Consider the following 21,550-nt stretch of genomic DNA (forward strand, 5'->3'; position numbering starts at 1 on the left):
TGGCCTCATCGCGGGCAAGCCCGCTCCCACAGGGATCTTCATTGTTTGAAAGATTAGGGTGAACCCACAACGCCACTGTTTCCGTGACGCCACGATGCAGGCAAGATGAAGCTCTGCAAGTCAGAACACAGGAAGCTGATCGTGACCGAAGCGTTTATTGTCGTTCAAACCGCCGAACAGGCCGTGGATCGTCTGGCCGAGCTGCATGAGCGGGCCACCACGGCGCTGAACTCGGCGCTCAAGCGTTATCTCAAGGACCGCGTCGAGCCCGACGCCGAGCAACGTGCCCTGTTCCGTTATCCCGAACTGCGTCTGACCTACCACTGCCAGGGCGAAGTCCCGCAGACCACCCGCGCCTACGCCAAGGTGCAGCTGCCGGGCACCTACAGCGTGACCGTTACCCATCCGAAGGCGTTTCGCAAATACCTGCTCGAGCAGCTCACGCCGCTGATGCACGACTTCACCGTGACTGTCGAAGTCGGGGTCAGCGGGCAGAATATTCCGTACCCGTACGTGGTCGAGCAGGGCGATGAACTGGCCGGCTCCGGTGTCACTGCCGCCGTGCTGGCGCGAGTGTTCCCAAGTACCGACCTGTCCGCCGCCACCGATGGCATCGCCGACGGTCTCTACGACTGGGAAAACACCGATCCGCTGCCGCTGGCGCTGTTCGATGCAGCCCGCGTTGATTTCTCGCTGCGTCGTCTGGTGCATTACACCGGCAGCGACTGGCGCCATGTGCAGCCATGGATTCTGCTGACCAACTATCACCGTTATGTCGACCAGTTCATCGTCCATGGTCTGGAGCAACTGCGCCGCGACCCGCGTTTCGTACGCATGGTGTTGCCGGGCAACGTGATCATCGAAAAAGGCATGGACCACGGCGAAGCCTCGGCGATTGCGGCCGGCGTGGTCTGGCACCGCTACCAGATGCCGGCCTATCACCTGATCGCCAGCGATGGCCACGGCGTGACCTTGGTGAACATCGGCGTCGGCCCGTCCAACGCCAAGAACATCACCGACCACCTGGCCGTGCTGCGTCCGCATTGCTGGCTGATGATCGGTCACTGCGGCGGCCTGCGTCAGTCGCAGACCATCGGCGACTACGTGCTGGCTCACGCTTACATGCGTCGCGACGGGATTCTTGACCGCGTGGTGCCGCCGAACATTCCGATCCCGGCGCTGGCCGAGGTGCAACTGGCTTTGCAGCAAGCGGCAGCCAACATCACCGGCGAGAAGGGTGAAGAGCTGAAGAAGCGCCTGCGCACCGGCACCGTGCTGACCTACGACGACCGTAACTGGGAGTTGCGCTGGGCCCAGGAGCGACCGCTGATCAACCTGTCCCGCGCCGTGGCGGTGGACATGGAAAGCGGCACCATCGCCGCCCAGGGTTATCGCCTGCGAGTGCCGTACGGCACGTTGCTGTGCGTTTCGGACAAGCCGCTGCACAGTGAAATCAAGCTGCCAGGTTCGGCCAACGCGTTCTACGAACGTGCGGTCAGCCAGCACTTGAAGATCGGCATCGAAGCGGTGGATCTGCTGCGCACCGAACTGAACTCGCTGCACTCGCGCAAACTGCGCAGCTTCGACGAACCGCCGTTCCGCTAACGGTTTGTCGTGGTCATTTGGCGGTCGGGGCACTAGCATTGTCAGCCCTGATCGCCAAATGCCTGTGCACTTATGTCCCGTCCCCAACGTCCACCTTCCCGCCGTCCCGGCGCGAAGCCAGCTTCTTCAGCCCCGCGCCGTGTCGCCAAGGCACCGGCCGCTGAGCCGAAGCTGATCCTGTTCAACAAACCGTTCGATGTGCTGACGCAGTTCAGCGACGGTGAAGGGCGGGCGACGCTCAAGGATTACATCGACATTCCGGGCATCTACCCGGCCGGGCGGCTGGACCGCGACAGCGAAGGTTTACTGCTGCTGACCAATGACGGCCAATTGCAGGCGCGGATCGCCGACCCCAAGCACAAGCTGGCGAAAACCTATTGGGTGCAGGTCGAAGGCGTGCCGACGGCCGAGCAGTTGCAGCGTCTGCGCGACGGCGTCGAATTGAATGACGGCATGACTTTGCCCGCGCAAGCCCGGCAACTGGATGAGCCCGAGCTATGGCCGCGCAATCCGCCGGTGCGCTTTCGCGCAACCATTCCGACAACCTGGCTGGAACTGGTGATTCGCGAAGGGCGCAACCGCCAGGTGCGGCGGATGACGGCGGCGGTGGGGCTGCCGACGTTGCGGCTGGTGCGGGTCAGGATTGGTGACTGGACGATCGAAGGGCTCGATCAGGGCCAGTGGAAAGAAGTGCCGGCGCGCTTATAAGGCGCCGGACTCGATCAGGCCGATCACCACACTCTTGATGATGAACGCGGCCACGCCCAGGCCCAGCACGAAGAACAGAATGAACGAGCCGAAGCGCCCGGCCTTGGACTTCTTCGCCAGATCCCAGACGATGAAACCCATGAAAATGATCAGGATGCTGACAAGGCCAGTCATCATCCACTCTTCAAATACTGCTGGATCCATCGGGTTCTCCGGCACGCACGGGGCTAAAAGGGCGCGGCGAGTATACGCCAAGGGGGGCGGGGTGGCATTGATCTGGGTCTGATCCGACGACTGGCCCTCACCCTAACCCTCTCCCGGGGGGAGAGGGGACTGACCGAGGTGTCTGGCGTCATACATCGACCTGAAATTTCCAGTCGATTATGGATTCACAGCAGGGCGTTCAGGTCGGCGTACTTCTCGAGCAACCCACCGCCCGCCCAGCCCTCTCCCTCCGGGAGAGGGCTGGGCGGGCGGCGTTCCGATGAGGGCAGCTCTGATCAGCTACGCAGATGCGTGAGAGGCAATTCAGTGCTGTTGAGCACCTGATTCAGCACAAAACTCGAGCGCACGCTGGTCACGCCTTCGATCCGGGTCAGATGCCCCAGCAGCAGCTTCTGATAGTGATCCATGTCCGGCACCACCACTTTCAGCTGATAGTCGGCATCCACCCCGGTCACCAGGCTGCATTCCAGCACTTGCGGCAAAGTGCGGATTGCGGCTTCGAAGTTCTCGAAACGCTCCGGCGTGTGTCGGTCCATGCCGATCAGCACGTAGGCGGTCAGGCTCAGGCCGAGCATCTTGCGATCGAGCAGGGCAACCTGACGGGAGATGTAGCCGTCATCCTCCAGTTGCTTGACCCGGCGCGAGCACGGGGAGGGCGACAGACCGATGCGCTCGGCCAGTTCCTGGTTGGAGATGCGGGCGTCGCGCTGCAATTCCGCCAAAATACTCAGGTCGTAACGGTCGAGTTTGCTCATCAAACGGTCCTTTGTCTTAACTATTGCGGCGGATTATCTATCCAGGGTTAAAAATTGCGCAAGTGATGTTTATTTGAGCAATCTTCGCAATCATCTGTCGCGGCTCCGGGCCTATTCTTATCACCAGAATCACTGCTCGGTAACACAGTCCACTGCGGCCCGCCCAATCCGGCCCGCCGCGGCCGCCACCCCCACCGGGGTTGTGCCGGCCCCCGAGCTGCACACTGTCCAGAAGACGGCGTGAGGTGAGCCGACGTCAAAAGCGTCGAGCCAGGACGAAGTTCTCTAGAAGGGAGGCCGACGGGTCTCCCTTTTTTCTTGCCCGCGATTTGGCCCATCTCGCTCAATAAATAAATGACGTGACTGATAACCTGTAGCAGAACCCGGTGTGTCCATCCCCGGTCTTAGCTACACGCCCTCTTAATTTCAGGCCTTGGTCCGCAGTGAGGAATTCCATGAAGTCGCGCATCTGGCGTCTGGCCAGTGTTGGTTTGCTGTGTGTGAGTGTCGGTGCGCAAGCGCTGGCGGATGAGCCGCAGAATCGCGGCCCCGACGGCGGCGGACGCGGGCCGGAGCATCAGGGTAACAATCAGGGCCATGGCGGCGGCAATCAGCAGCGCGGCCAAGACAATCCGCAGCGGCAGAACAACGACGTCATCCGTGGCGACAACAGCCGCCAGTTCGAGCACAACGGCCAGCAGAACCGCGGCCAACCGAACAATGGCCAGTGGCAGAACCAGAACCAGCCACGTCCGGCCTACAACCCCAACCCGGTACGCCAGCCGCCACCGCCGCCGCAACTGCCGGCCAATGACCTGCCGATCCAGCCGCGCCCTGATACCGTGCGCCAGACTCAGGAACCCCGTCAGGGTTACTACCGTGACGAGCGCCCGCAAAACGGCTACCACCAGAACTGGCAGACCGGCAACCGCCCCAACGACAACCGTTGGCCGGGTCGCCCCGACGGGCATGGCAACGGCTGGGGCCCCGGTCCGCAATACCGGCCGGGTCATGTAATCGATCGTTTCCCGGATCGCGACTACCGCGTGCCGTATCGCGGTCAGGACTATTTCTACTCCGGCGGCTACTGGTATCGCCCGCAAGGCCCGCGCTACATCGTGGTCCAACCGCCGCGCGGAATTCGCATCCAGTACCTGCCGGATTACGCTCGTGAGGTGTGGATCGGCGGTTCGTTGCTGTTCCTCGCCGCCGGCTCGTACTACGCCTATCAGGAAGCGACCCAGGATTACGTGGTGGTTGAGCCGCCGGTGCAGCAGCCACCGCAGCCGACCGGCAATGGCTATGACGTGGAGGCCTATCCGGCCAACGGTCAGTCACCGGAGCAGGTTCAGCGCGACGGCTACGAGTGCTATCAGTACGCGGTGCAGCAGAGCGGCTTCAATCCGCGCACCGCGACTTACCAGCCGGCGCCCGAAGTGGTGCAGGCCTACCGCCAGGCCCAGGGCAATTGCCTGAGCAGTCGCGGTTATCAGGTCAACTACTGAGCCCGAGCGGCTTTGACCACTTCCTGCGGGTCGGCGTGCACCAGCACTTCGGCCCGTGGGTAGGCTTTGTGAATGGCATCCGCCGCCTGATCGCTGATGCCGTGAGCCACTGACAGCGTCAGTTCCCCCGGCAGTTCCAGGTGCAACTGCACGAACCAGTGATTGCCGGAAATCCGCGTGCGCAAATCATGCGCGCCCAACACGCCCGGCACGCCGCACGCCAGTTCGAGCATGTGCTGACTGACATCCGCCGGCAGCTCTTCATCCATCAGCACCGAAAAACTTTCCCGGGCGATCTGGATCGCGCTCCACAGAATGTAGGCCGCGATCCCCAGACCGAACCACGCATCCAGCTGATCGAAACCCAAACCGGCCAATACCAGCGCAATCAGAATGCTGCCGTTAAGCAACAGGTCCGAACGGTAATGCAGCGAGTCCGCCCGCACGGCGTTGGAGCCGGTCTGCTTGATGACCCGATGCTGCAGCATCAACAGTGCGACAGTCAGCAGCAGGGAAAATACGATCACACCAATGCTCAGCCACGGCGCGCCGAGTGGCTCGGGATGTTTCAGGCGCTCATAAGCCTGAAACGCGATCAGCACCGCACTGCCGCCAATGAACAGCGCCTGCGCCATGCCCGCCAGGGATTCGGCCTTGCCGTGCCCATAACGGTGATCATCATCCGCCGGGCGCAGCGCGTAATGCACCGCCAGCAGATTGAGCAACGAAGTGACACCATCGAGGGCCGAGTCGGTGAGGCCGGCGAGCATGCTCACCGAACCGCTCAGCCACCAAGCGATGGCTTTGGCGATGATCAGCGTACAGGCCACCGCCACCGAGGCGCGGGTCGCCAGCCGCAGCAGGCGGGCGTGTTCGGTGCTTGTGGTCATGGGTGCGTCAATTCCTTATGCGGCAGGTTGCAGGCCGAACATCGCCAGTTGCTGGGTGCTGCCCTTGTGCTGGATCAGGCGCGGGTCGTCCAGCGGCAGATTACGACCCAGCTCCGTTTCGAGAATAGCCTGCAACTTCAGGTTATCGACCTGGCCGTCCGGGCCGATGGCTTGCTTGAGCTTGGCCGGATCGACTTGCGCCGTGTGGCCCGGTTCGAAGTAGATCGCGCCGGTGGCGAAGTCCACGGCAAACGCGATTACGCCAGGAAGGATATAGAACAGCAGGCCCACGGCATCGAGCACGGCGATCGCCGGGTCGATCTTGCCGTCGATCTGGCCGCGCCGGTCTGGGTAGAAAATCGAACCGCACGCGGTGATCTGGGTGAGCAGGGTGGCAACCAGTACACCGCCGATCAGGCGAAAAGGTAAGCGCATGGGAATCTCCTGAGTCATCTGTTAACGAAGCGTCATCGTGTGAAGTTAAGACCCTGACGAACGCTCAGCAGTTCGCCGTTATACTCGCGGCGGCAGGGCGTGCCCACAGTAAATTGCGGCCCCGTCTCACCCCTATCGAAATACGTTGAGGATTGAAGTTGTTTTCTCCAGATCCATACCGCGTGATGGCTACCGAATTCTCTCGGGGTTCGGCCCTCCGGGCTAAAGCTGTGAGCGCGCCATGCTGCGTTGCGGGACTTGGTAAGGAAACGACCCTTACCTTCGTCCCGCGCCTTGCCTGGCACGCTCACAGCTTTAACGCGACTCGCAATTTACTGTGGGCACGCCCTGGGGAGCCAGCATGATTTCTTTGCCGATCGATGACGTTTTACCCGCCCTGCGTGAAGCCCTCGCGACACGCCACGAAGCCGTGCTCGAAGCACCGCCCGGCGCCGGTAAAACCACCCGCGTGCCCTTGGCCCTGCTCAATGAAGCGTGGCTGAACGGGCAGACCATTCTCATGCTCGAACCGCGTCGGCTGGCCGCCCGCGCAGCGGCGGAACGGTTGGCCAGCGAGCTGGGCGAGAAGGTTGGTGAAACCGTCGGTTATCGCATCCGCCTCGACAGCAAGGTCGGCCCCAACACCCGCATCGAAGTGGTCACCGAAGGCATCCTCACCCGGCGCTTGCAGGACGACCCGGCGCTGGAAGGCGTGGGTCTGCTGATCTTCGACGAATTTCACGAACGCAGCCTCGACGCCGATCTGGCGCTGGCGCTCAGTCTGAACGGTCGCGAGCTGTTTCGAGCTGAACAACCGCTGAAGATTCTGCTGATGTCCGCCACCCTTGAAGGTGAACGTCTGGCCGGGCTGCTCGACGACGCACCGATCCTGCGCAGCGAAGGCCGGATGTTCCCGGTGACGATGCGCTGGGGCCGGCCGTTCCAGCCCGGCGAATACATCGATCAACACGTCACGCAAACGGTGCTCGAAGCGCTGCACGATGAAACCGGCAGCCTGTTGGTGTTTCTGCCGGGGCAGGCGGAAATCCGCCGGGTTCATCAGCAGTTGGCGGACGCCATCGGTGAGCGCAGCGATGTGTTGCTCTGCCCGTTGCACGGCGAACTCGACCTGAACGCGCAACGTGCCGCCATCGACCCGGCCCCGCCGGGCCAGCGCAAAGTGGTGCTGGCCACCAACATCGCCGAGACCAGCCTGACCATTAACGGTGTGCGCGTGGTGATCGACGCCGGGCTGGCGCGGGTGCCGCGTTTCGATCCGGGCAGCGGCATGACCCGCCTCGACACTCAGCGCATCTCGAAGGCCAGTGCCACCCAGCGTGCCGGCCGGGCCGGGCGTCTGGAACCGGGCGTGTGTTATCGCCTGTGGTCGCAGGATCAGCATGAACAACTGGCGGCTTATGGCAGCGCGGAAATCCTCTCGGCGGATCTTGCGGGCCTCGCCTTGCAACTCGGGCGCTGGGGTGTGGCGCCGAGTGATCTGATCTGGCTGGACGTGCCGCCGGCCGCCGCTTATGCACAGGCTCAAGACCTGTTGCAGCGCCTCGGTGCGCTGGACGGCGAAAGCCTCAACCGCCACGGTCAGGCCATGGCTGAATTGCCGGCACATCCGCGCATCGCCCATTTGCTGTTGCGCGGTCAGGCACTGGGATTGGCAAACATGGCGTGCGACGTCGCTGCGTTACTCGGTGAGCGCGACATTTTGCGTGGCGCCGGGGCCGATCTGCACAGTCGTCTGGCGCTGCTGTCCGGCGAAGAGCGCGCGGCTCGTGGTGCCCAGGGCGGTGTGCAGCGCGCCCGGCAACTGGCGCGGCAATATCGCGGCTACTTGCGTGGGCAACCGAGCGAGCCGGTCGCCGACCCGGATCACCCACGCTGGCTCGGCGCCTTGCTGGCGCTGGCCTACCCGGATCGCGTCGCCCAGCAGCGACGGGCCGGTGGTGCCGAATATCGTCTGGCCAACGGTCGCGCGGCGCTGTTCGCCGAAGCCGACAGCCTGATGAAGGAACCGTGGATCGTGATCGCCGACCTCGGCAGCCGCCAAGGCCAGCGTGAAGAGCGGATTTATCTGGCGGCGGATTTTGATCCGGCGCTGTTCGATTCGGTGCTCGCCGAACAGGTGCACAACGTCGATCAACTGGACTGGGACGAACGCGAAGGCGTATTGCGCGCCGAGCGTCAGCGCAAGGTGGGCGAACTGATCCTCAGCCGCGAACCACTGACCGGTCTCGACGAAAACGCCCGCAGTCAGGCACTGGTCAATCTGGTGCGGCGCAAAGGTCTGGAGCTGCTGCCGTGGACTCCGGAACTGCGCCAGTGGCAGGCGCGAGTCGCGTTGCTGCGCCAGCTCGATCTGGACGCCAAGGGCGACAGCCAATGGCCGGATGTCAGCGACGCCACACTGCTGAAAACCCTCGAAGACTGGCTGATGCCTTACCTGGGCAAGGTTTCGCGCCTCAGCCATTTCGCCAACCTCGACCTGTCGAGCATCGTCCGTAATCTGCTGCCGTGGCCGCTGCCGCAACAGCTCGACGAGCAGGCGCCGCATCACCTGAGCGTGCCGTCGGGCTCGTCGATTCGCCTCGACTACAGCGAGCAGCCACCGATTCTCGCCGTGCGCTTGCAGGAGTTGTTCGGCCTCGCCGACACACCGCGCATCGCCGGCGGCCGGCAAGTGGTCAAGCTGCACCTGCTGTCGCCCGCACGGCGCCCGGTGCAGGTGACCCAGGATCTGGCCAACTTCTGGCGCAGCACTTATGCCGAGGTTAAGAAGGATTTGAAGGGACGGTATCCGAAGCATTACTGGCCGGATGATCCCCTGGTGGCTGAAGCCACTGCTCGGGCAAAACCACGGGGCACGTAACAGACGGCATTCAGGTAGGCCTTCCATCTTCCTCAATTATGCGTAATTATTTCCTTATTCATAAATTATGTATTTTGACATAAAGGCTCATAATGACTCCGGAAACCAAGGACTCGCTGCTCTTTCCTCGCACCCATCTGGCTGAGGGAATCCTGGTCACTTTCGAGTCACGCCTGCAAAACGCCGCGACGATATTCGCGCCTCGGCGCAAGGGCAAAACCACCTTTCTGATCAACGATCTGATACCGATTGCCAAGGCACACGGCTTTATTGTTGCAACAGCAGACCTGTGGTTTGACAAGGCGCATCCTGAGCGGGTGATCGCGGGTGCGTTGTATGAGGCCATCCACGGTACAGGGTTCTTGCGACGCAACTGGCTGAAGCTCATGCGACCGGGGTCTCTCGTCCAGTCGGTGGAGGCCGGTGCCAGTACCGACGGCGTAACAGTGAAGGCCGAACTGGCGAAGGAGGGTGGACTGAACCTGATCGAGCTCTTCGAGCGCTTCCGGTTACTCGGTAACGGCAAGGCGCTGCTGATCATCGACGAGGTCCAGCATCTGGCGAGCCGGAAAGAATTCGAAGACTTGACTGCTACGCTCCGTTCGCTATTGCAGCAGGCGCACGGTGAAGTCTTTGCAGTATTTACAGGGTCCTCCCAGGATGGCCTGCATCGAATGTTTCGACGTACCAAAGCTCCGTTCTATCAGTTCAGCCACGAGATCCAGTTTCCTAACCTTGGCCTGGAGTTTGTCCAGCATCTGGGCCAGCGGTTCCAGGAAATCACCGGAAGGGAGTGGGAGGTAAACGCCGCTTTCGAGCGTTTCGCTGCCCGGGGATATATGCCCAAGTACATTCGCGACGTATTCCTCCTGTGTCTCACTGAGGGACTCAGCGTGCGAGATGCAGACCATCGTGCCTGGAGCACCATGACGGACGAAGGCAACTTCGAGAACCTGATCCTGGAGATGGCACCTTTGGATTTCACAGTACTTATCGGGCTGGTGAGGGGCCTTCCCATTTTTTCTACCGAAGGACGCGAGTGGATTGGCAGCGAGATGCCTGGTGGCCACGTGCCCAGCGCGGCGACGGTTCAGACTGCCTTGAAGCGCTTGCAACGCCGCGACCTGGTCGGCAACCTCGGGCATGGTGAGTGGGCAATTGAAGACATAGCCATGGAAGGTTACTTGCGTCGGAACTTCGTTGAAATAGATCCTCAGCTCGGCACGGATAACGATCAATAGGTTTTTTGGGGACTGGTGTAGGCCTTCTGGCGACAGCCTGAGGCCTATAAAAAACTGGGTACCAAAAGATCGCAGTCTGCGATCTTTTGGTTTTCATCGGCTGGCCTTCGCGGTCAGCTGCTCCCGACAATAATCGGCAAACAACTGCGCCGGTTTGGTCAACTGTCCGCGTTTGAGCCACGCGGCCACCAGACCTGACCCGGTGACGTCTTCGACGATGTCCACGCACACGACTTTCTTGCCGTCGTAGGTGCATTCCGAATGCGGGCGGGTGACCAGGATCGAGAAGCCGAAACCCTGGCCGACCATGCCGCGCACCATTTCGATCGACGGCGAGCTGAATTCGATGCGCGGCGACAGGCCGAGTTCTTCGAACAGGCTGACGAAGTAGGTGCGGCTCGGTTGCACGTCGAGCAGGATCATCGGCTCCAGGCACAGGTCTCGCAGCGAAACCTGTTTGAGCTGGGCGAAGCGGTGATCCGCCGGCAGCAAGGCGTAAGGCCGCTGGGCCGGCATCAGCGGTTCGGTTTCGATGGTGGCGTCGAGGTCGTGCTTGTACAGGATTGCCAGGTCGAAGGTGCCCGACGTCAGGCCTTGCACCAGTTCCTGTTGTTCGCCGTCGCGGATGCGGATCTTCACTCCCGGATACAGCGCCGAGAAGCCTGCAATCAGTTGCGGCAAGTACAGCGGCGCTACCGTTTCGAAACAGCCGATATCGATCTGCCCGGCCACCACGTCGTTGTCGGCGAGGGCGTTCTGTTCGAACTCCTTGGCCATGCGCAGCAGTTCCTGGGCCTTGCGGAAGAACCGCGCACCGCTGGGCGTCAGGGACACGCCCTGGGCGTGATGGCGGATCAGCAGTTGCACGCAGAAGCTGTCCTCCAGCCCCTTGATCGCCGTGGAAATCGCCGGTTGCGCGATGTACAGCTTGCGCGACGCTTCGGCGACGCTGCCGCATTCGACGGTGGTGATGAAGTATTTCAACTGACGCAGGTTGTAAGCGGCCACGGTGAACCTCAAAGCGAACGGATTGCACATCCAAGCAATTTGTACGCCGCCGGCCTCCGTTCTGTAGGCGGTTTTTTTGTCCCTGAACAATAGCCCCATACGCGCGTGAAGGGGCCCTCGGCTGGTTACCTTTTTTATTGTCTGCGAAGACATTTTTACTGGTTTTAGCGCGCACGGGCCTGAGCGACTATCGACCCCGCACTGTTCTCAGAAGAATAAAGGTCCAAGGAGCAACCACCGTGTTCGAGCTTGCAGACTGGCAGCGCAAGGCCGCTGAATTGAGCTATCCGTACCAGGCCGTGATCAACGGCAAACTGCGTGCGGCGCAGTCGGGGCAGACCTTTGCCGCGATCAACCCGGCCATCGGCCAGTTGCTGGCAAACGTCGCCGCGTGCGGTGAAGAAGACGTCGATGCGGCGGTGCAGAATGCGCGGCAGGTGTTCGAGGCAGGCACCTGGGCCGGACGTTCACCGACCGAGCGCAAGCAAGTGCTACTGCGGCTGGCGGATCTGATTCTGGCCAATCGCGAAGAACTGGCGCTGCTCGATTCGCTGAACATGGGCAAACCGGTGATGGACGCTTACAACATCGACGTGCCGGGCGCCGCCGGGGTGTTCCGCTGGTACGCTGAAAGTCTCGACAAGCTCTACGATCAGGTCGCGCCAAGCGCATCGAACGTACTGGCGACCATCACCCGCGAAGCGCTGGGCGTGGTCGCCGCCGTGGTGCCTTGGAATTTCCCGTTGGACATGGCCGCGTGGAAACTCGCGCCGGCGCTGGCGGCGGGCAACTCGGTGATTCTCAAACCCGCCGAACAATCGCCGTTTTCCGCGTTGCGTTTGGCCGAGCTGGCGCTGGAAGCCGGGCTGCCGGCCGGTGTGCTGAACGTGCTGCCGGGGCTCGGCGAACAGGCCGGCAAAGCCTTGGGCTTGCACCCGGATGTCGATTGTCTGGTGTTCACCGGCTCGACCCAGGTCGGCAAATATTTCATGCAGTACTCCGCGCAGTCGAACCTCAAACAAGTGTGGCTGGAGTGTGGCGGCAAGAGCGCCAATCTGGTGTTCGCCGACTGCAAGGATCTGGATCTGGCGGCGCAGAAAGCCGCGTTCGGGATCTTCTTCAATCAGGGCGAAGTCTGCTCGGCCAACTCGCGATTGCTGGTGGAGCGCTCGATTCATGATGAGTTTGTCGAGGGGCTGAAGGCTCAGGCCGAGCGCTGGCAACCGGGGGATCCGCTGGACCCGGCGAGTGCGGCCGGAGCTATCGTCGACACCCGTCAGACCGAAAGCATTCTGCGCTTCATCAACCAGGCCGAACGCGAAGGCGCGACCCGCGTCTGCGGCGGGCGGCAGCTGAGTTTCAACGGTTCGGACAACTTCATTCAGCCGACGATTTTCACCGGCGTGCAGCCGCACATGACCCTGTTTCGTGAAGAAGTGTTCGGCCCGGTGCTGGCGGTGATGCCGTTCGATGACGAGGCCCATGCCGTGCAACTGGCCAACGACAGCGTCTACGGTCTGGCGGCGTCGCTGTGGACCGATGATCTGCACCGCGCGCACCGGGTGGCGCGGCAATTGCGAGCCGGTACGGTGTCGGTCAATAGCGTCGATGCGCTGGACGTGACCGTGCCGTTCGGCGGCGGCAAGCAATCGGGTTTCGGCCGCGATCTGTCGCTGCACTCGTTCGACAAATACACCCAGTTGAAAACCACCTGGTTTCAACTGCGCTCATGACAGCCGCTCACAACAAGAAAGGAGATCCGGCGATGACCACCTCACGTGAAACCCGCGACTACCAGGCCGCCGATGCAGCGCACCACATTCATGCGTTCGTCGACCAGAAGGCCCTCAACGACGAAGGCCCACGGGTGATGGTGCGTGGTGATCGCCTGCATCTGTGGGACAACGACGGTCGGCGCTACCTCGACGGCATGTCCGGGCTGTGGTGCACCAACCTCGGCTATGGGCGCAAGGATCTGAACGCCGCCGCGAGCCGGCAACTGGAGCAGCTGCCGTACTACAACATGTTTTTCCACACCACCCACCCGCAGGTGATCGAGCTCTCCGAGCTGCTGTTCAGCCTGCTGCCGGGGCACTACAGCCACGCGATCTACACCAACTCCGGCTCCGAGGCCAACGAGGTGCTGATCCGTACCGTGCGCCGTTACTGGCAGGTCCTGGGCAAGCCCGAGAAGAAAATCATGATCGGCCGCTGGAACGGTTACCACGGTTCGACCCTGGCCGCGACGGCCCTCGGCGGCATGAAGTTCATGCATGAAATGGGCGGGATGATTCCCGACATCGCGCACATCGACGAGCCGTACTTCTTCGCCCACGAAGGCAACCTGACCCCGGCTGAATTCGGCCTGCGGGCGGCGCAGCAACTGGAAGCGAAGATCCTCGAACTGGGCGCGGACAAGGTCGCCGGATTCATCGCCGAACCGTTCCAGGGCGCGGGCGGGATGATCTTCCCGCCGGAAAGCTACTGGCCGGAAATCCAGCGCATCTGCCGCAAATACGACGTACTGTTGTGCGCCGATGAAGTGATCGGTGGCTTCGGTCGCACCGGCGAATGGTTCGCTCACGAATACTTCGGTTTCGAGCCGGACACCCTGTCCATCGCCAAGGGTTTGACCTCCGGTTACATCCCCATGGGCGGGCTGATCCTGTCGAAGAAAATGGCCGACGTGCTGGTGGAACAGGGCGGTGTATTCGCCCACGGTCTGACCTATTCCGGGCACCCGGTGGCGGCGGCGGTGGCGATTGCCAACCTCAAAGCCCTGCGCGATGAAGGCGTGGTGATGCGGGTCAAGGATGACATCGGCCCGTACCTGCAACAGTGCCTGCGCGAGGTGTTCGGCAATCACCCGTTGGTGGGTGATATCCAGGGCACCGGCATGGTCGCGGCGTTGCAACTGGCCGAAGACAAGGCTACGCGCAAGCGCTTTGCCAATGAGAACGACATCGCCTGGCGCTGCCGCACGATCGGTTTTGAGGAGGGGGTGATCATTCGCTCGACACTGGGGCGGATGATCATGGCGCCGGCGTTGATTGCCAGTCGTGAAGAGATCGATGAGCTGGTGGGCAAGACCCTGAAAGCGCTGGATCGTACGGCGCAGGAGTACGGTCGGCTCTGAGGTATTCGTAGGGCTCAAGGGCCCCATCGCGAGCAGCCTCGCTCCCACAGTGGACCAGCGTCGTACACAAAATTTGTGAGCGATACCGTCCCCGTGGGAGCGAGCCTGCTCGCGATTGCGTCAGTCGACTCACCACTGTTTTAGCTGTCTTGCACCCCCTCCGTGCACCCCCGTCCGACGCGCCCTTTCGCAGTGCGCACTACCCAGTTTTTTCATCGTTCGCGTCTAACTATTTCCTCGTTTTCCTGAGGCCAAGCCTGGGTCAACATCGATTTCGCCAGCCAAGGCATTGCCCGCCAGAGTCCAGCAGAGACCGCAGCGTGCATCCGCGCCGACGAGGCTGGCCGTACTGCCCATGACAACTAAATCAACAGCGTTGGGAGTGCTCCATGAACAAGTCCTTGTTTACCCGTCTTGCAGGTCCTCTGGCGATTTCCGCCCTTTCCATCACCGGCGCCCAAGCCGGCACCTTGTCGATCGGCCACACCACGTGGGTCGGCTACGGCACCCTGTACCTGGCCCAGGATCTGGGCTACTTCAAGGAAAACGGCCTGACCGTCGAATTGCCGGTGGTCGAAGAGGCTTCGATGTACATGGCCGCCCAGGCGTCCGGGCAATTGTCCGGCTCGGCCTCGACCATCGACGAAGTGCTCAAGTACCGCCCGCAGTTCTGCTTCAAGGCCGTGGCCGCGCTGGATGACAGCCATGGCGGCGATGGCGTGCTGGTCGGTAAAAACGTGAAGAGCCTGCAAGAACTCAAGGGCCAGGCCGTGGCCGTCAACGAAGGGTCGACCTCGCAGTTCTGGCTCTCGTACCTGTTGAAAAAGAACGGCATGAGCATGAGCGACATCACCGTGCAGAACATGACTGCCGACGACGCCGCCACCGCGTTCATCGCCGGTCGCGTGCCGGCCGCCGTGACCTGGGAACCGCATCTGTCGATGGTGCGCGACAAGCAGCAGGGCAAGGTGCTGATCGACAGCAGCAGTACGCCGGGGGTGATCGTCGATGTGGTGGCGCTCAACTGCACGGTGATCGAGAAGCAGCCGGAAGACGTCAAGGCCCTGGTCGCCGGCCTCTACAAAGCCGTGCAGTTCACCAAGGACCATCCACAGCAAGCCTATGAAATCATGGCCAAGGGCGTCGGCGGTTACCTGTCCGATCCGAAGGCACTGGCCGCCGCCGCGCAAGGCGTGCGTTTCTACGATCAGGCCATGAGCGAAAAACTCCTTGGCTCGCCGGGCAAGCCGGGTGACAGCGCACCGCTGATCAAACTGGCCAACGAAACCGCCAGCGAATTGCAGGGCAAGCCCTACAACGTCAGCAACGACGATCTGGTGGATAACCGTTTCGTCAGCCCGCTCTAGGAGACTGCTCATGTTCAAGCGCAATTCATGGCTGAGCCGCTGCATCACGCCAAAGACCGGGTTGCCGGTGCCGGTGGTGTGGAGCGCCAGCGGTCTGGCCTGGGTGTTGCTGGTCGGCCTGTGGGCCGGGTTGTCCTACGGCGGCATCGTGCCGGGGATGTTCCTGCCGACGCCCGGTGCGGTGGTTGAAGCTGCCGTGCGCCTGAGCCGCGACGGCACCCTCGGCCAGCATGTCTGGGCCAGTGTCGAAGTGGTGATGGTCGGTTTCATCGTGTCGTCGCTGGTGGCGGTGCCGCTGGGTTTGTTGATGGGCAGCTTTCGCATCGTCCAGGCGTTCCTCGAACCGCTGGTCAATTTCATCCGCTACCTGCCGGTGACCTCGTTCGTGCCGCTGTTCATCCTGTGGATCGGTATCGGTCTGGAGCAGCGGGTGTCGGTGATCATTTTCGGTGTGTTCTTCCAGCAACTGGTAATGATCGCCGACGTGTCCAAAGGCATCTCCAAGGACTTGATCAACGCCTCCTATACCCTCGGCTCCACCCGGCGTGACGCGGTGCTGCATGTGATCGCCCCGGCGTCGTTGCCCGGCGTGCTCGATACCTTGCGGGTGACCATGGGGTGGGCCTGGACCTATCTGGTGGTCGCCGAACTGGTCGCCGCTTCCAGCGGTCTCGGTTACTTGAGCCTCAAGGCCATGCGCGGCTTTCAGGTCGATGTGATTTTTCTCGCCATCGCGATCATCGGCCTGCTCGGCCTGGTCACCGATCAACTGTTCCGCTTCTTGCGTTTGAGGATTGCCGCATGGGCTCAGTAACCGCCGCCAACCGTCGTTTCATCGAGCCGGTCGCCGCACCGGCACTCGCCGCGCCAAGGTTGCAGGTGGACAAGGTCAGCCTGCGCTACAGCAAACCCGGCGGCGGTACATTCACCGCGCTGGAAGAGGTGTCGTTCGAGGTGCCGGATCAGCAGTTCGCGGTACTGGTCGGGCCGTCGGGCTGCGGCAAGTCGAGCCTGCTGTACCTAACCGCCGGCCTGGCCGAGCCGAGCTCCGGCGAAATCTACGTCGGCGGTCAGCAAGTGCAGGGCCCCGGCGCGGATCGCGGGATGGTGTTCCAGAGCTACACGCTGTTCCCGTGGCTGACCGTGCGGCAGAACGTCGAGTTCGGCCTCAAGCGCCGGGGCATGCCGGCGGCCAAGCGCAAGGAGATTGTCGATCACTATGTGCACGAAGTCGGCTTGTCAGGATTTGCCGACAACTACGCCAAGCAACTGTCAGGCGGCATGATGCAGCGGGTGGCGATTGCCCGGGCATTGGCCAACGACCCGCAGATCCTGCTGATGGACGAACCCTTCGGCGCCCTCGACAGCCAGACCCGCCTGCAAACGCAGCAGCTGTTATTGCGGGTGTGGGGCAACAGCAAGAAGACCGTGCTGTTCGTCACCCACGACATCGACGAAGCGATTCTGCTCGGCGACCGGGTGTATGTGATGGGCGCGCGGCCTGGGCGGATCAAGCAGATTCTCGATGTGCCGATCGAACGCCCACGCACGCTGGACATGGTGATGGAGCGCTCGTTCATCGACATGAAACGCGAAATTTTCGGCTTGCTACACGACGATCTTGAAGAGTCTCACTGAGACCACCGTCGAACGTGTGGGAGCGAGCCTGCTCGCGATAACGGTGTGTCAGGCAACAAATCGTCAACTGACCGATCGCCATCGCGAGCAGGCTCGCTCCCACAGGGAAGGCAGTCAGTTGGGCGGCAGGAGGAACTTGGCAATCACCGGCAAATGATCGGAAATGCGCAAGGTATCGTCCTGCCGCACCGTGGCTTCGACCCGTTTGATCTTCGGGCTGTAGAACAGGTAATCGACCGTGCGGTCCGGGCCGTTGAGGCCGGGGTCGTTGGGGTAATGGGTCAGCCACTTGGCGCGGTCGATGCCGCTGGCTTCGTTGTTGGTCGGGATCATCGGGTATTTGTCCCACAGCACATGCAGCGCACTGTCGGCGGAGTACGGCGTGCGCTGCTCGTTGGGCAGGCGCCGGTACTGGCCGAGTGGCAACAGGTTGAAGTCACCGCCGATCAGCCACGGCGTGCCGTGGCTTTCGTGTTTGTCGAGAACCTTGGCCACGGCGGTCACCTGCGCCTGCAAGGTGTCGTCCGGCTGTACGGCGCGATCCAGATGGGTGTTGAACACCACCAGTTGCCCGCCATCGCTGAGCGGTAAAGTGGTGGCGAGCAGCGCATCTTTCGGCTGGAACTGACGGCTGATGAGGTTCGCCGGCTGCACCGGCAATTGCAGGCGCTCGGCGTGTTCAATGCGGTAGCGGCTGAGGGTCGCGAGTTGCCGGCCGACGCTGCCGAAGATGTGCGGTTCCGGGACGAAGTCGGCCTTCCAGTCAAAGGCGTGGGCGCTGCACGGGTAGAGGTCGGTCAGGCGTTCCTGCAACAGTTTGAGCTGGTTCTGATAGTCGCTGGCCTTGGCGCCGTCATCCAGTTCCTGCAACAGCACCACGTCGGGCTGTTCGTCGCGGATCACCCGCGCCACTTCATCGAGGCTGAACGCCATGTCTTCCGGGGTCGGGGCTTCGTCGTCGCCTTGCGCCAGGTCATTCCAGAACACGTAGCGCTTGCCGGCCAGGTATTGCACGTTCCAGGTCATGACCTTCAGAGCCTGGCCGGGTACCAGCGTTGGCGGTTGCCCGGAGCAGCTGACCGACAGGGTTTCCCGGGCGTCGGGGCGCCAGGTCAGGCTGTAGATCAGCGTGCCGATCAGGGCGAGGGCGAGCAGTACGGGCAACAGGATGTAGCGCAGTAGACGGGTCATGGCTCGGCTTATAGCGATACGGAAGTGGTCCCGAGCATACCCGAGACCCATCGATCAGCCCAAGCTCGGTGCAGTCAGACTAATCCGTCACGTTTGTCGGGCAATTCGCTGATCAGCATGAACAGGCGGAACAGCACCACGCTGGTGAACAGTTGCAGGAAGCTGTGACCGCTGTCGATCAGCACCGCAATCAACGGATTCTGCGGATCGGGATAGACCTGCAGGGTCAGGCCCTTGAGCAGCCACAGCGGCCCCATCACACACAGAATGCACACCAGAATCCGCAGAAAATGCCCACGGCTCAGGCGCAGGCTTTCCTTCATCGCCTGCAACGGGCCGTAGCCGCGCAGCACCAGCAGGTATTCGCCGAAGGCCAGAGTGACCATCAGCCACAGGCCTGGCAGGAAATACAGCGACAGCCCGAGCAGGATCAACAGCGTGTTCAGCGCGGTGAGCAGGGCAAAGCGCGGCCAAAGACGAGCGGCCATCGCCAGCAGATCGCGGGTTTGCGGGGATTCACCGCGGGTGCGGGCATCGAGAAACAGAATCAGCGCGGCGGTGTACAGCGGATACACCAGCAGGCCGACGATCACGCTGATGGCCGAGTAGCCGTCCGGATCGCTGGCATGGTCGACCACCTGTTGCAGCACGGCTTCGACAATCACCAGCGGCAGGCACAACTGGACGATCCGGCCCAGATTGCGTTTGAAGAAATACAGGGAGTCGCGCAGCACATCGAAGGCATTCATCAGTCGGTATCGCAGGTCAAAAACAGTGGCCCACTTTAACCGATGATCCGTTTCGCTGCGCAAACGTAAACGTTCGGTAAAGGTCATTGAAACATTCTGTCACTGCCTCCATTACAGAGGTGCGCCTCCTCCGACGTGGAGGAGGGCAACGTTATCTCCGGCAATCTACGAGGTCGCCATGAACAGCGAAGAACAAACCCTGATCGATGGACTGTTTTCCCGGCTGCAACAGGCCGAAACGGAGGCAGCCCCGCGCGACGCCCAGGCCGAGGCGCGGATCAAGGAACACCTGACGCGCCAGCCGGCCGCAGGTTATTTCATGACCCAGGCGATTCTGGTGCAGGAGGCTGCCCTCAAGAGCCTCGACGAACAGAACAAACAACTGACTCAACAGGTCAAGCAATTGCAGGCCGAACTGCAATCGGCCAAGGCGCAGAGCGCGCCGCCGGCCTCCAGCGGCGGTGGCTTCCTGTCGAGCATCTTCGGTGGCAGCAGCTCGCGCCCGGCACCGCCCCAAAGCGCCCCGGCCTCCACCGGCGGTTGGCGTGAACCGGCACCGCAGCAGAATTTTGGTGCACCCGCGCCGCAACAGAACTTCGGCTCGCCACCACCGGGTTATGGCCAGCAACAAGCGGCCCCGGCGGCCGGCAGCAGCTTCCTCGGCGGCGCCCTGAAAACCGCCGCCGGTGTGGCGGGTGGCGTGATGCTGGCACAAGGCATCAGCAGCCTGTTCCATCACAACCAGCAGCCGGAAGAAATCGTTGAAGTCATCAAGGAAGAGCCGGCCCAGGTCAACGACCAGAGCAACAACGGCTGGGGCGATGACCAGCGCATGGCCAACAACGATTCCTACGGTAATGACCAGGGCGGCTTTGCCGACACCGACTACAGCGACGACAACTCATCGTTCTTCGATGACGACGATTCCTTCGTCTGATTCACCATTCGTCCGGGGCGCCTGATCGCCCCGGGCCGATTATTCGCGGAACCTTCCTTCGGGCTGGCATACTGAGCGCCTTTTTCGGGCCTGGTGCCTGATCCGGCTCATGCGCGTCAGCGCTCACAGGAACTCCGGTGAAAAAAATCGCAGTGTTCGCCGATGTGCAGAACCTCTACTACACCGTGCGTCAGGCCTATGGTTGCCACTTCAACTACGCGGCGCTGTGGGCGGATGTCAGCCAGCACGGGCAGATCGTCGAGGCCTACGCCTATGCGATCGACCGGGGCGACAGCAAACAGCAGCAGTTCCAGCAGATCCTGCGCAACCTCGGTTTCACCGTGAAACTCAAACCCTACATCCAGCGCAGCGACGGCTCGGCCAAGGGCGACTGGGATGTGGGCATCACCCTCGACATCATGGACGCCGCCGACCACGTCGACGAAATCGTCCTGGCCTCCGGTGATGGCGATTTCGACATGCTGCTCGAACGCATCATCAACAAACACGGCGTGCAAGCGGTGGCCTACGGCGTTCCCGGCCTGACCGCCAACTCGCTGATCCGCGCCGCCAGCCGTTATGTGCCGATCGAAGGCGCGCTGCTGTTGAAAAATTGAGCGCAAGCTCAAGACTTGATTTGGACGGAGTACCACCCGGTTTGGAACGCATTGCAGTCATCGACTTTGAAACCACCGGCATCTCGCCGAGCAGCAGCTGCCGGGCCACGGAAATCGCCGTGGTCATGCTGGAAAACGGCCGCATCGTCGAGCGTTACCAGAGCCTGATGAACGCCGGCGTCCGCGTCCCGGCCTTCATCGAACAACTCACCGGCATCAGCAACGCCATGCTGCGCACCGCGCCTTCGGCCGAAAAGGTGATGAACGAAGTCAACGAATTCGTCGGCTGCACGCCGCTGCTGGCGCACAACGCCGCGTTCGACCAGAAGTTCTGGGACTTTGAACTGGGGCGGATCAAACGCACCCGTTTGCAGAACTTTGCCTGCTCGCTGTTGCTGGCGCGCCGCCTGATGCCAGCGGCGCCGAACCACAAGCTTGGCACGCTCACCACCTTCGCTCAACTGCCGCATACCGGCCAGGCGCACCGGGCGATGGCGGATGCGGAGATGGCGGCGAACCTGATGGCGCACATGGCTGAAGAGTTGCGGCGCAAGCATGGGGTGCGGGAGCTATCGCACGACCTGCTGTGCAAATTGCAGAAAGTCCCGGCCGCTAAAGTCGGCGAGCACCTCCAGCGCTATCGCTGATTTTCAGGCAAACAC

Annotated in this window: 20 protein-coding genes; 13 read left to right on the plus strand and 7 right to left on the minus strand. The window is 62.1% G+C overall.

The genetic code is table 11. The features are described 5' to 3' along the window. Window positions 1–105: 105 nt before the first annotated feature. Both amn and CAF76_RS23460 read left to right on the plus strand, forming a co-directional pair. Complete coding sequence (amn, locus tag CAF76_RS23455; protein ID WP_011336076.1) at window positions 106–1,605, plus strand: AMP nucleosidase; 1,500 nt, start codon at window positions 106–108, stop codon at window positions 1,603–1,605. Window positions 1,606–1,677: 72 nt separating this feature from the next. Further along, window positions 1,678–2,313, plus strand: a complete 636-nt coding sequence (locus CAF76_RS23460) for a pseudouridine synthase (RefSeq protein ID WP_085648693.1) — start codon at window positions 1,678–1,680, stop codon at window positions 2,311–2,313. On the opposite strand, the gene CAF76_RS23465 is transcribed toward CAF76_RS23460, so the two are convergent. Together CAF76_RS23465 and CAF76_RS23470 are read right to left on the minus strand one after the other, a co-directional pair. Next, the gene (locus CAF76_RS23465; RefSeq protein ID WP_003228500.1) at window positions 2,308–2,517 is read right to left on the minus strand and encodes a DUF2788 domain-containing protein; all 210 of its coding nucleotides are present in this window, start codon (window positions 2,515–2,517) and stop codon (window positions 2,308–2,310) included. The genes CAF76_RS23460 and CAF76_RS23465 overlap by 6 nt on opposite strands. 296 nt (window positions 2,518–2,813) lie before the next feature. Then, complete coding sequence (locus CAF76_RS23470) at window positions 2,814–3,293, minus strand: Lrp/AsnC family transcriptional regulator (protein WP_007909658.1); 480 nt, start codon at window positions 3,291–3,293, stop codon at window positions 2,814–2,816. A 455-nt stretch (window positions 3,294–3,748) separates the two neighbouring features. Here CAF76_RS23470 and CAF76_RS23475 point away from each other — a divergent pair, with 455 nt between their 5' ends. After that, window positions 3,749–4,798 carry a DUF6515 family protein gene (locus CAF76_RS23475; RefSeq protein WP_085648694.1) on the plus strand — a complete coding sequence of 350 codons (1,050 nt, stop codon included), beginning with the start codon at window positions 3,749–3,751 and terminating at the stop codon, window positions 4,796–4,798. On the opposite strand, the gene CAF76_RS23480 is transcribed toward CAF76_RS23475, so the two are convergent. Then, window positions 4,792–5,688, minus strand: coding sequence for a cation diffusion facilitator family transporter (locus CAF76_RS23480; RefSeq protein ID WP_074691557.1), 897 nt, complete (start codon window positions 5,686–5,688; stop codon window positions 4,792–4,794). The two genes, CAF76_RS23475 and CAF76_RS23480, sit on opposite strands and share 7 nt — an antisense overlap. Window positions 5,689–5,703: 15 nt before the next feature. Beyond that, window positions 5,704–6,123, minus strand: a complete 420-nt coding sequence (locus CAF76_RS23485) for a hypothetical protein (protein ID WP_039771823.1) — start codon at window positions 6,121–6,123, stop codon at window positions 5,704–5,706. 361 nt (window positions 6,124–6,484) lie between these two features. Here CAF76_RS23485 and hrpB point away from each other — a divergent pair, with 361 nt between their 5' ends. Both hrpB and CAF76_RS23495 read left to right on the plus strand, forming a co-directional pair. Then, window positions 6,485–9,004, plus strand: a complete 2,520-nt coding sequence (gene hrpB, locus CAF76_RS23490; protein WP_085648695.1) for an ATP-dependent helicase HrpB — start codon at window positions 6,485–6,487, stop codon at window positions 9,002–9,004. 92 nt (window positions 9,005–9,096) lie between these two features. Further along, window positions 9,097–10,245, plus strand: a complete 1,149-nt coding sequence (locus CAF76_RS23495) for a hypothetical protein (protein ID WP_085648696.1) — start codon at window positions 9,097–9,099, stop codon at window positions 10,243–10,245. 93 nt (window positions 10,246–10,338) lie between these two features. Here the strand turns inward: CAF76_RS23495 and CAF76_RS23500 are convergent, their stop codons facing one another. Then, on the minus strand, window positions 10,339–11,253 hold the full coding sequence (locus tag CAF76_RS23500; protein ID WP_085648773.1) for a LysR family transcriptional regulator: 915 nt from the start codon (window positions 11,251–11,253) through the stop codon (window positions 10,339–10,341). Window positions 11,254–11,492: 239 nt separating this feature from the next. Here CAF76_RS23500 and CAF76_RS23505 point away from each other — a divergent pair, with 239 nt between their 5' ends. The 5 genes from CAF76_RS23505 (at window position 11,493) to CAF76_RS23525 (ending at window position 17,394) form a co-directional block, all read left to right on the plus strand. Then, window positions 11,493–12,986 carry an aldehyde dehydrogenase gene (locus tag CAF76_RS23505; RefSeq protein ID WP_085648697.1) on the plus strand — a complete coding sequence of 498 codons (1,494 nt, stop codon included), beginning with the start codon at window positions 11,493–11,495 and terminating at the stop codon, window positions 12,984–12,986. A 32-nt stretch (window positions 12,987–13,018) separates the two neighbouring features. Continuing rightward, window positions 13,019–14,389, plus strand: a complete 1,371-nt coding sequence (locus CAF76_RS23510; protein WP_085648698.1) for an aspartate aminotransferase family protein — start codon at window positions 13,019–13,021, stop codon at window positions 14,387–14,389. Between the two features lie 389 nt (window positions 14,390–14,778). Further along, window positions 14,779–15,756, plus strand: coding sequence for an ABC transporter substrate-binding protein (locus CAF76_RS23515; protein WP_085648699.1), 978 nt, complete (start codon window positions 14,779–14,781; stop codon window positions 15,754–15,756). 10 nt (window positions 15,757–15,766) lie between these two features. Further along, the gene (locus tag CAF76_RS23520; RefSeq protein ID WP_085648700.1) at window positions 15,767–16,570 is read left to right on the plus strand and encodes an ABC transporter permease; all 804 of its coding nucleotides are present in this window, start codon (window positions 15,767–15,769) and stop codon (window positions 16,568–16,570) included. Beyond that, window positions 16,558–17,394: an ABC transporter ATP-binding protein gene (locus CAF76_RS23525; protein WP_085648701.1), complete on the plus strand. Its 837-nt coding sequence runs from the start codon at window positions 16,558–16,560 to the stop codon at window positions 17,392–17,394. The genes CAF76_RS23520 and CAF76_RS23525 overlap by 13 nt, the downstream gene beginning before the upstream one ends. A 114-nt stretch (window positions 17,395–17,508) precedes the next feature. Here CAF76_RS23525 and CAF76_RS23530 read toward each other — a convergent pair whose 3' ends face one another. Together CAF76_RS23530 and CAF76_RS23535 are read right to left on the minus strand one after the other, a co-directional pair. Beyond that, window positions 17,509–18,585 carry an endonuclease/exonuclease/phosphatase family protein gene (locus CAF76_RS23530; RefSeq protein WP_085648702.1) on the minus strand — a complete coding sequence of 359 codons (1,077 nt, stop codon included), beginning with the start codon at window positions 18,583–18,585 and terminating at the stop codon, window positions 17,509–17,511. Window positions 18,586–18,659: 74 nt separating this feature from the next. Continuing rightward, window positions 18,660–19,334 carry a YciC family protein gene (locus CAF76_RS23535; RefSeq protein ID WP_218190803.1) on the minus strand — a complete coding sequence of 225 codons (675 nt, stop codon included), beginning with the start codon at window positions 19,332–19,334 and terminating at the stop codon, window positions 18,660–18,662. 178 nt (window positions 19,335–19,512) lie between these two features. Between CAF76_RS23535 and CAF76_RS23540 the strand changes: the two genes are divergently transcribed. The 3 genes from CAF76_RS23540 to CAF76_RS23550 all read left to right on the plus strand — a co-directional run bounded on the left by CAF76_RS23540 (window position 19,513) and on the right by CAF76_RS23550 (window position 21,535). Continuing rightward, window positions 19,513–20,271, plus strand: a complete 759-nt coding sequence (locus tag CAF76_RS23540; protein WP_085648704.1) for a DUF2076 domain-containing protein — start codon at window positions 19,513–19,515, stop codon at window positions 20,269–20,271. Window positions 20,272–20,408: 137 nt separating this feature from the next. Continuing rightward, on the plus strand, window positions 20,409–20,888 hold the full coding sequence (locus CAF76_RS23545; RefSeq protein WP_007958730.1) for an NYN domain-containing protein: 480 nt from the start codon (window positions 20,409–20,411) through the stop codon (window positions 20,886–20,888). A gap of 41 nt (window positions 20,889–20,929) precedes the next feature. Further along, the gene (locus CAF76_RS23550) at window positions 20,930–21,535 is read left to right on the plus strand and encodes a PolC-type DNA polymerase III (RefSeq protein ID WP_085648705.1); all 606 of its coding nucleotides are present in this window, start codon (window positions 20,930–20,932) and stop codon (window positions 21,533–21,535) included. Window positions 21,536–21,550: the final 15 nt, after the last annotated feature.

Origin of the sequence: Pseudomonas sp. B40(2017) (genome assembly GCF_002112855.1) — a bacterium.
GTDB classification, from domain to species: Bacteria; Pseudomonadota; Gammaproteobacteria; order Pseudomonadales; family Pseudomonadaceae; genus Aquipseudomonas; species Aquipseudomonas pharyngis.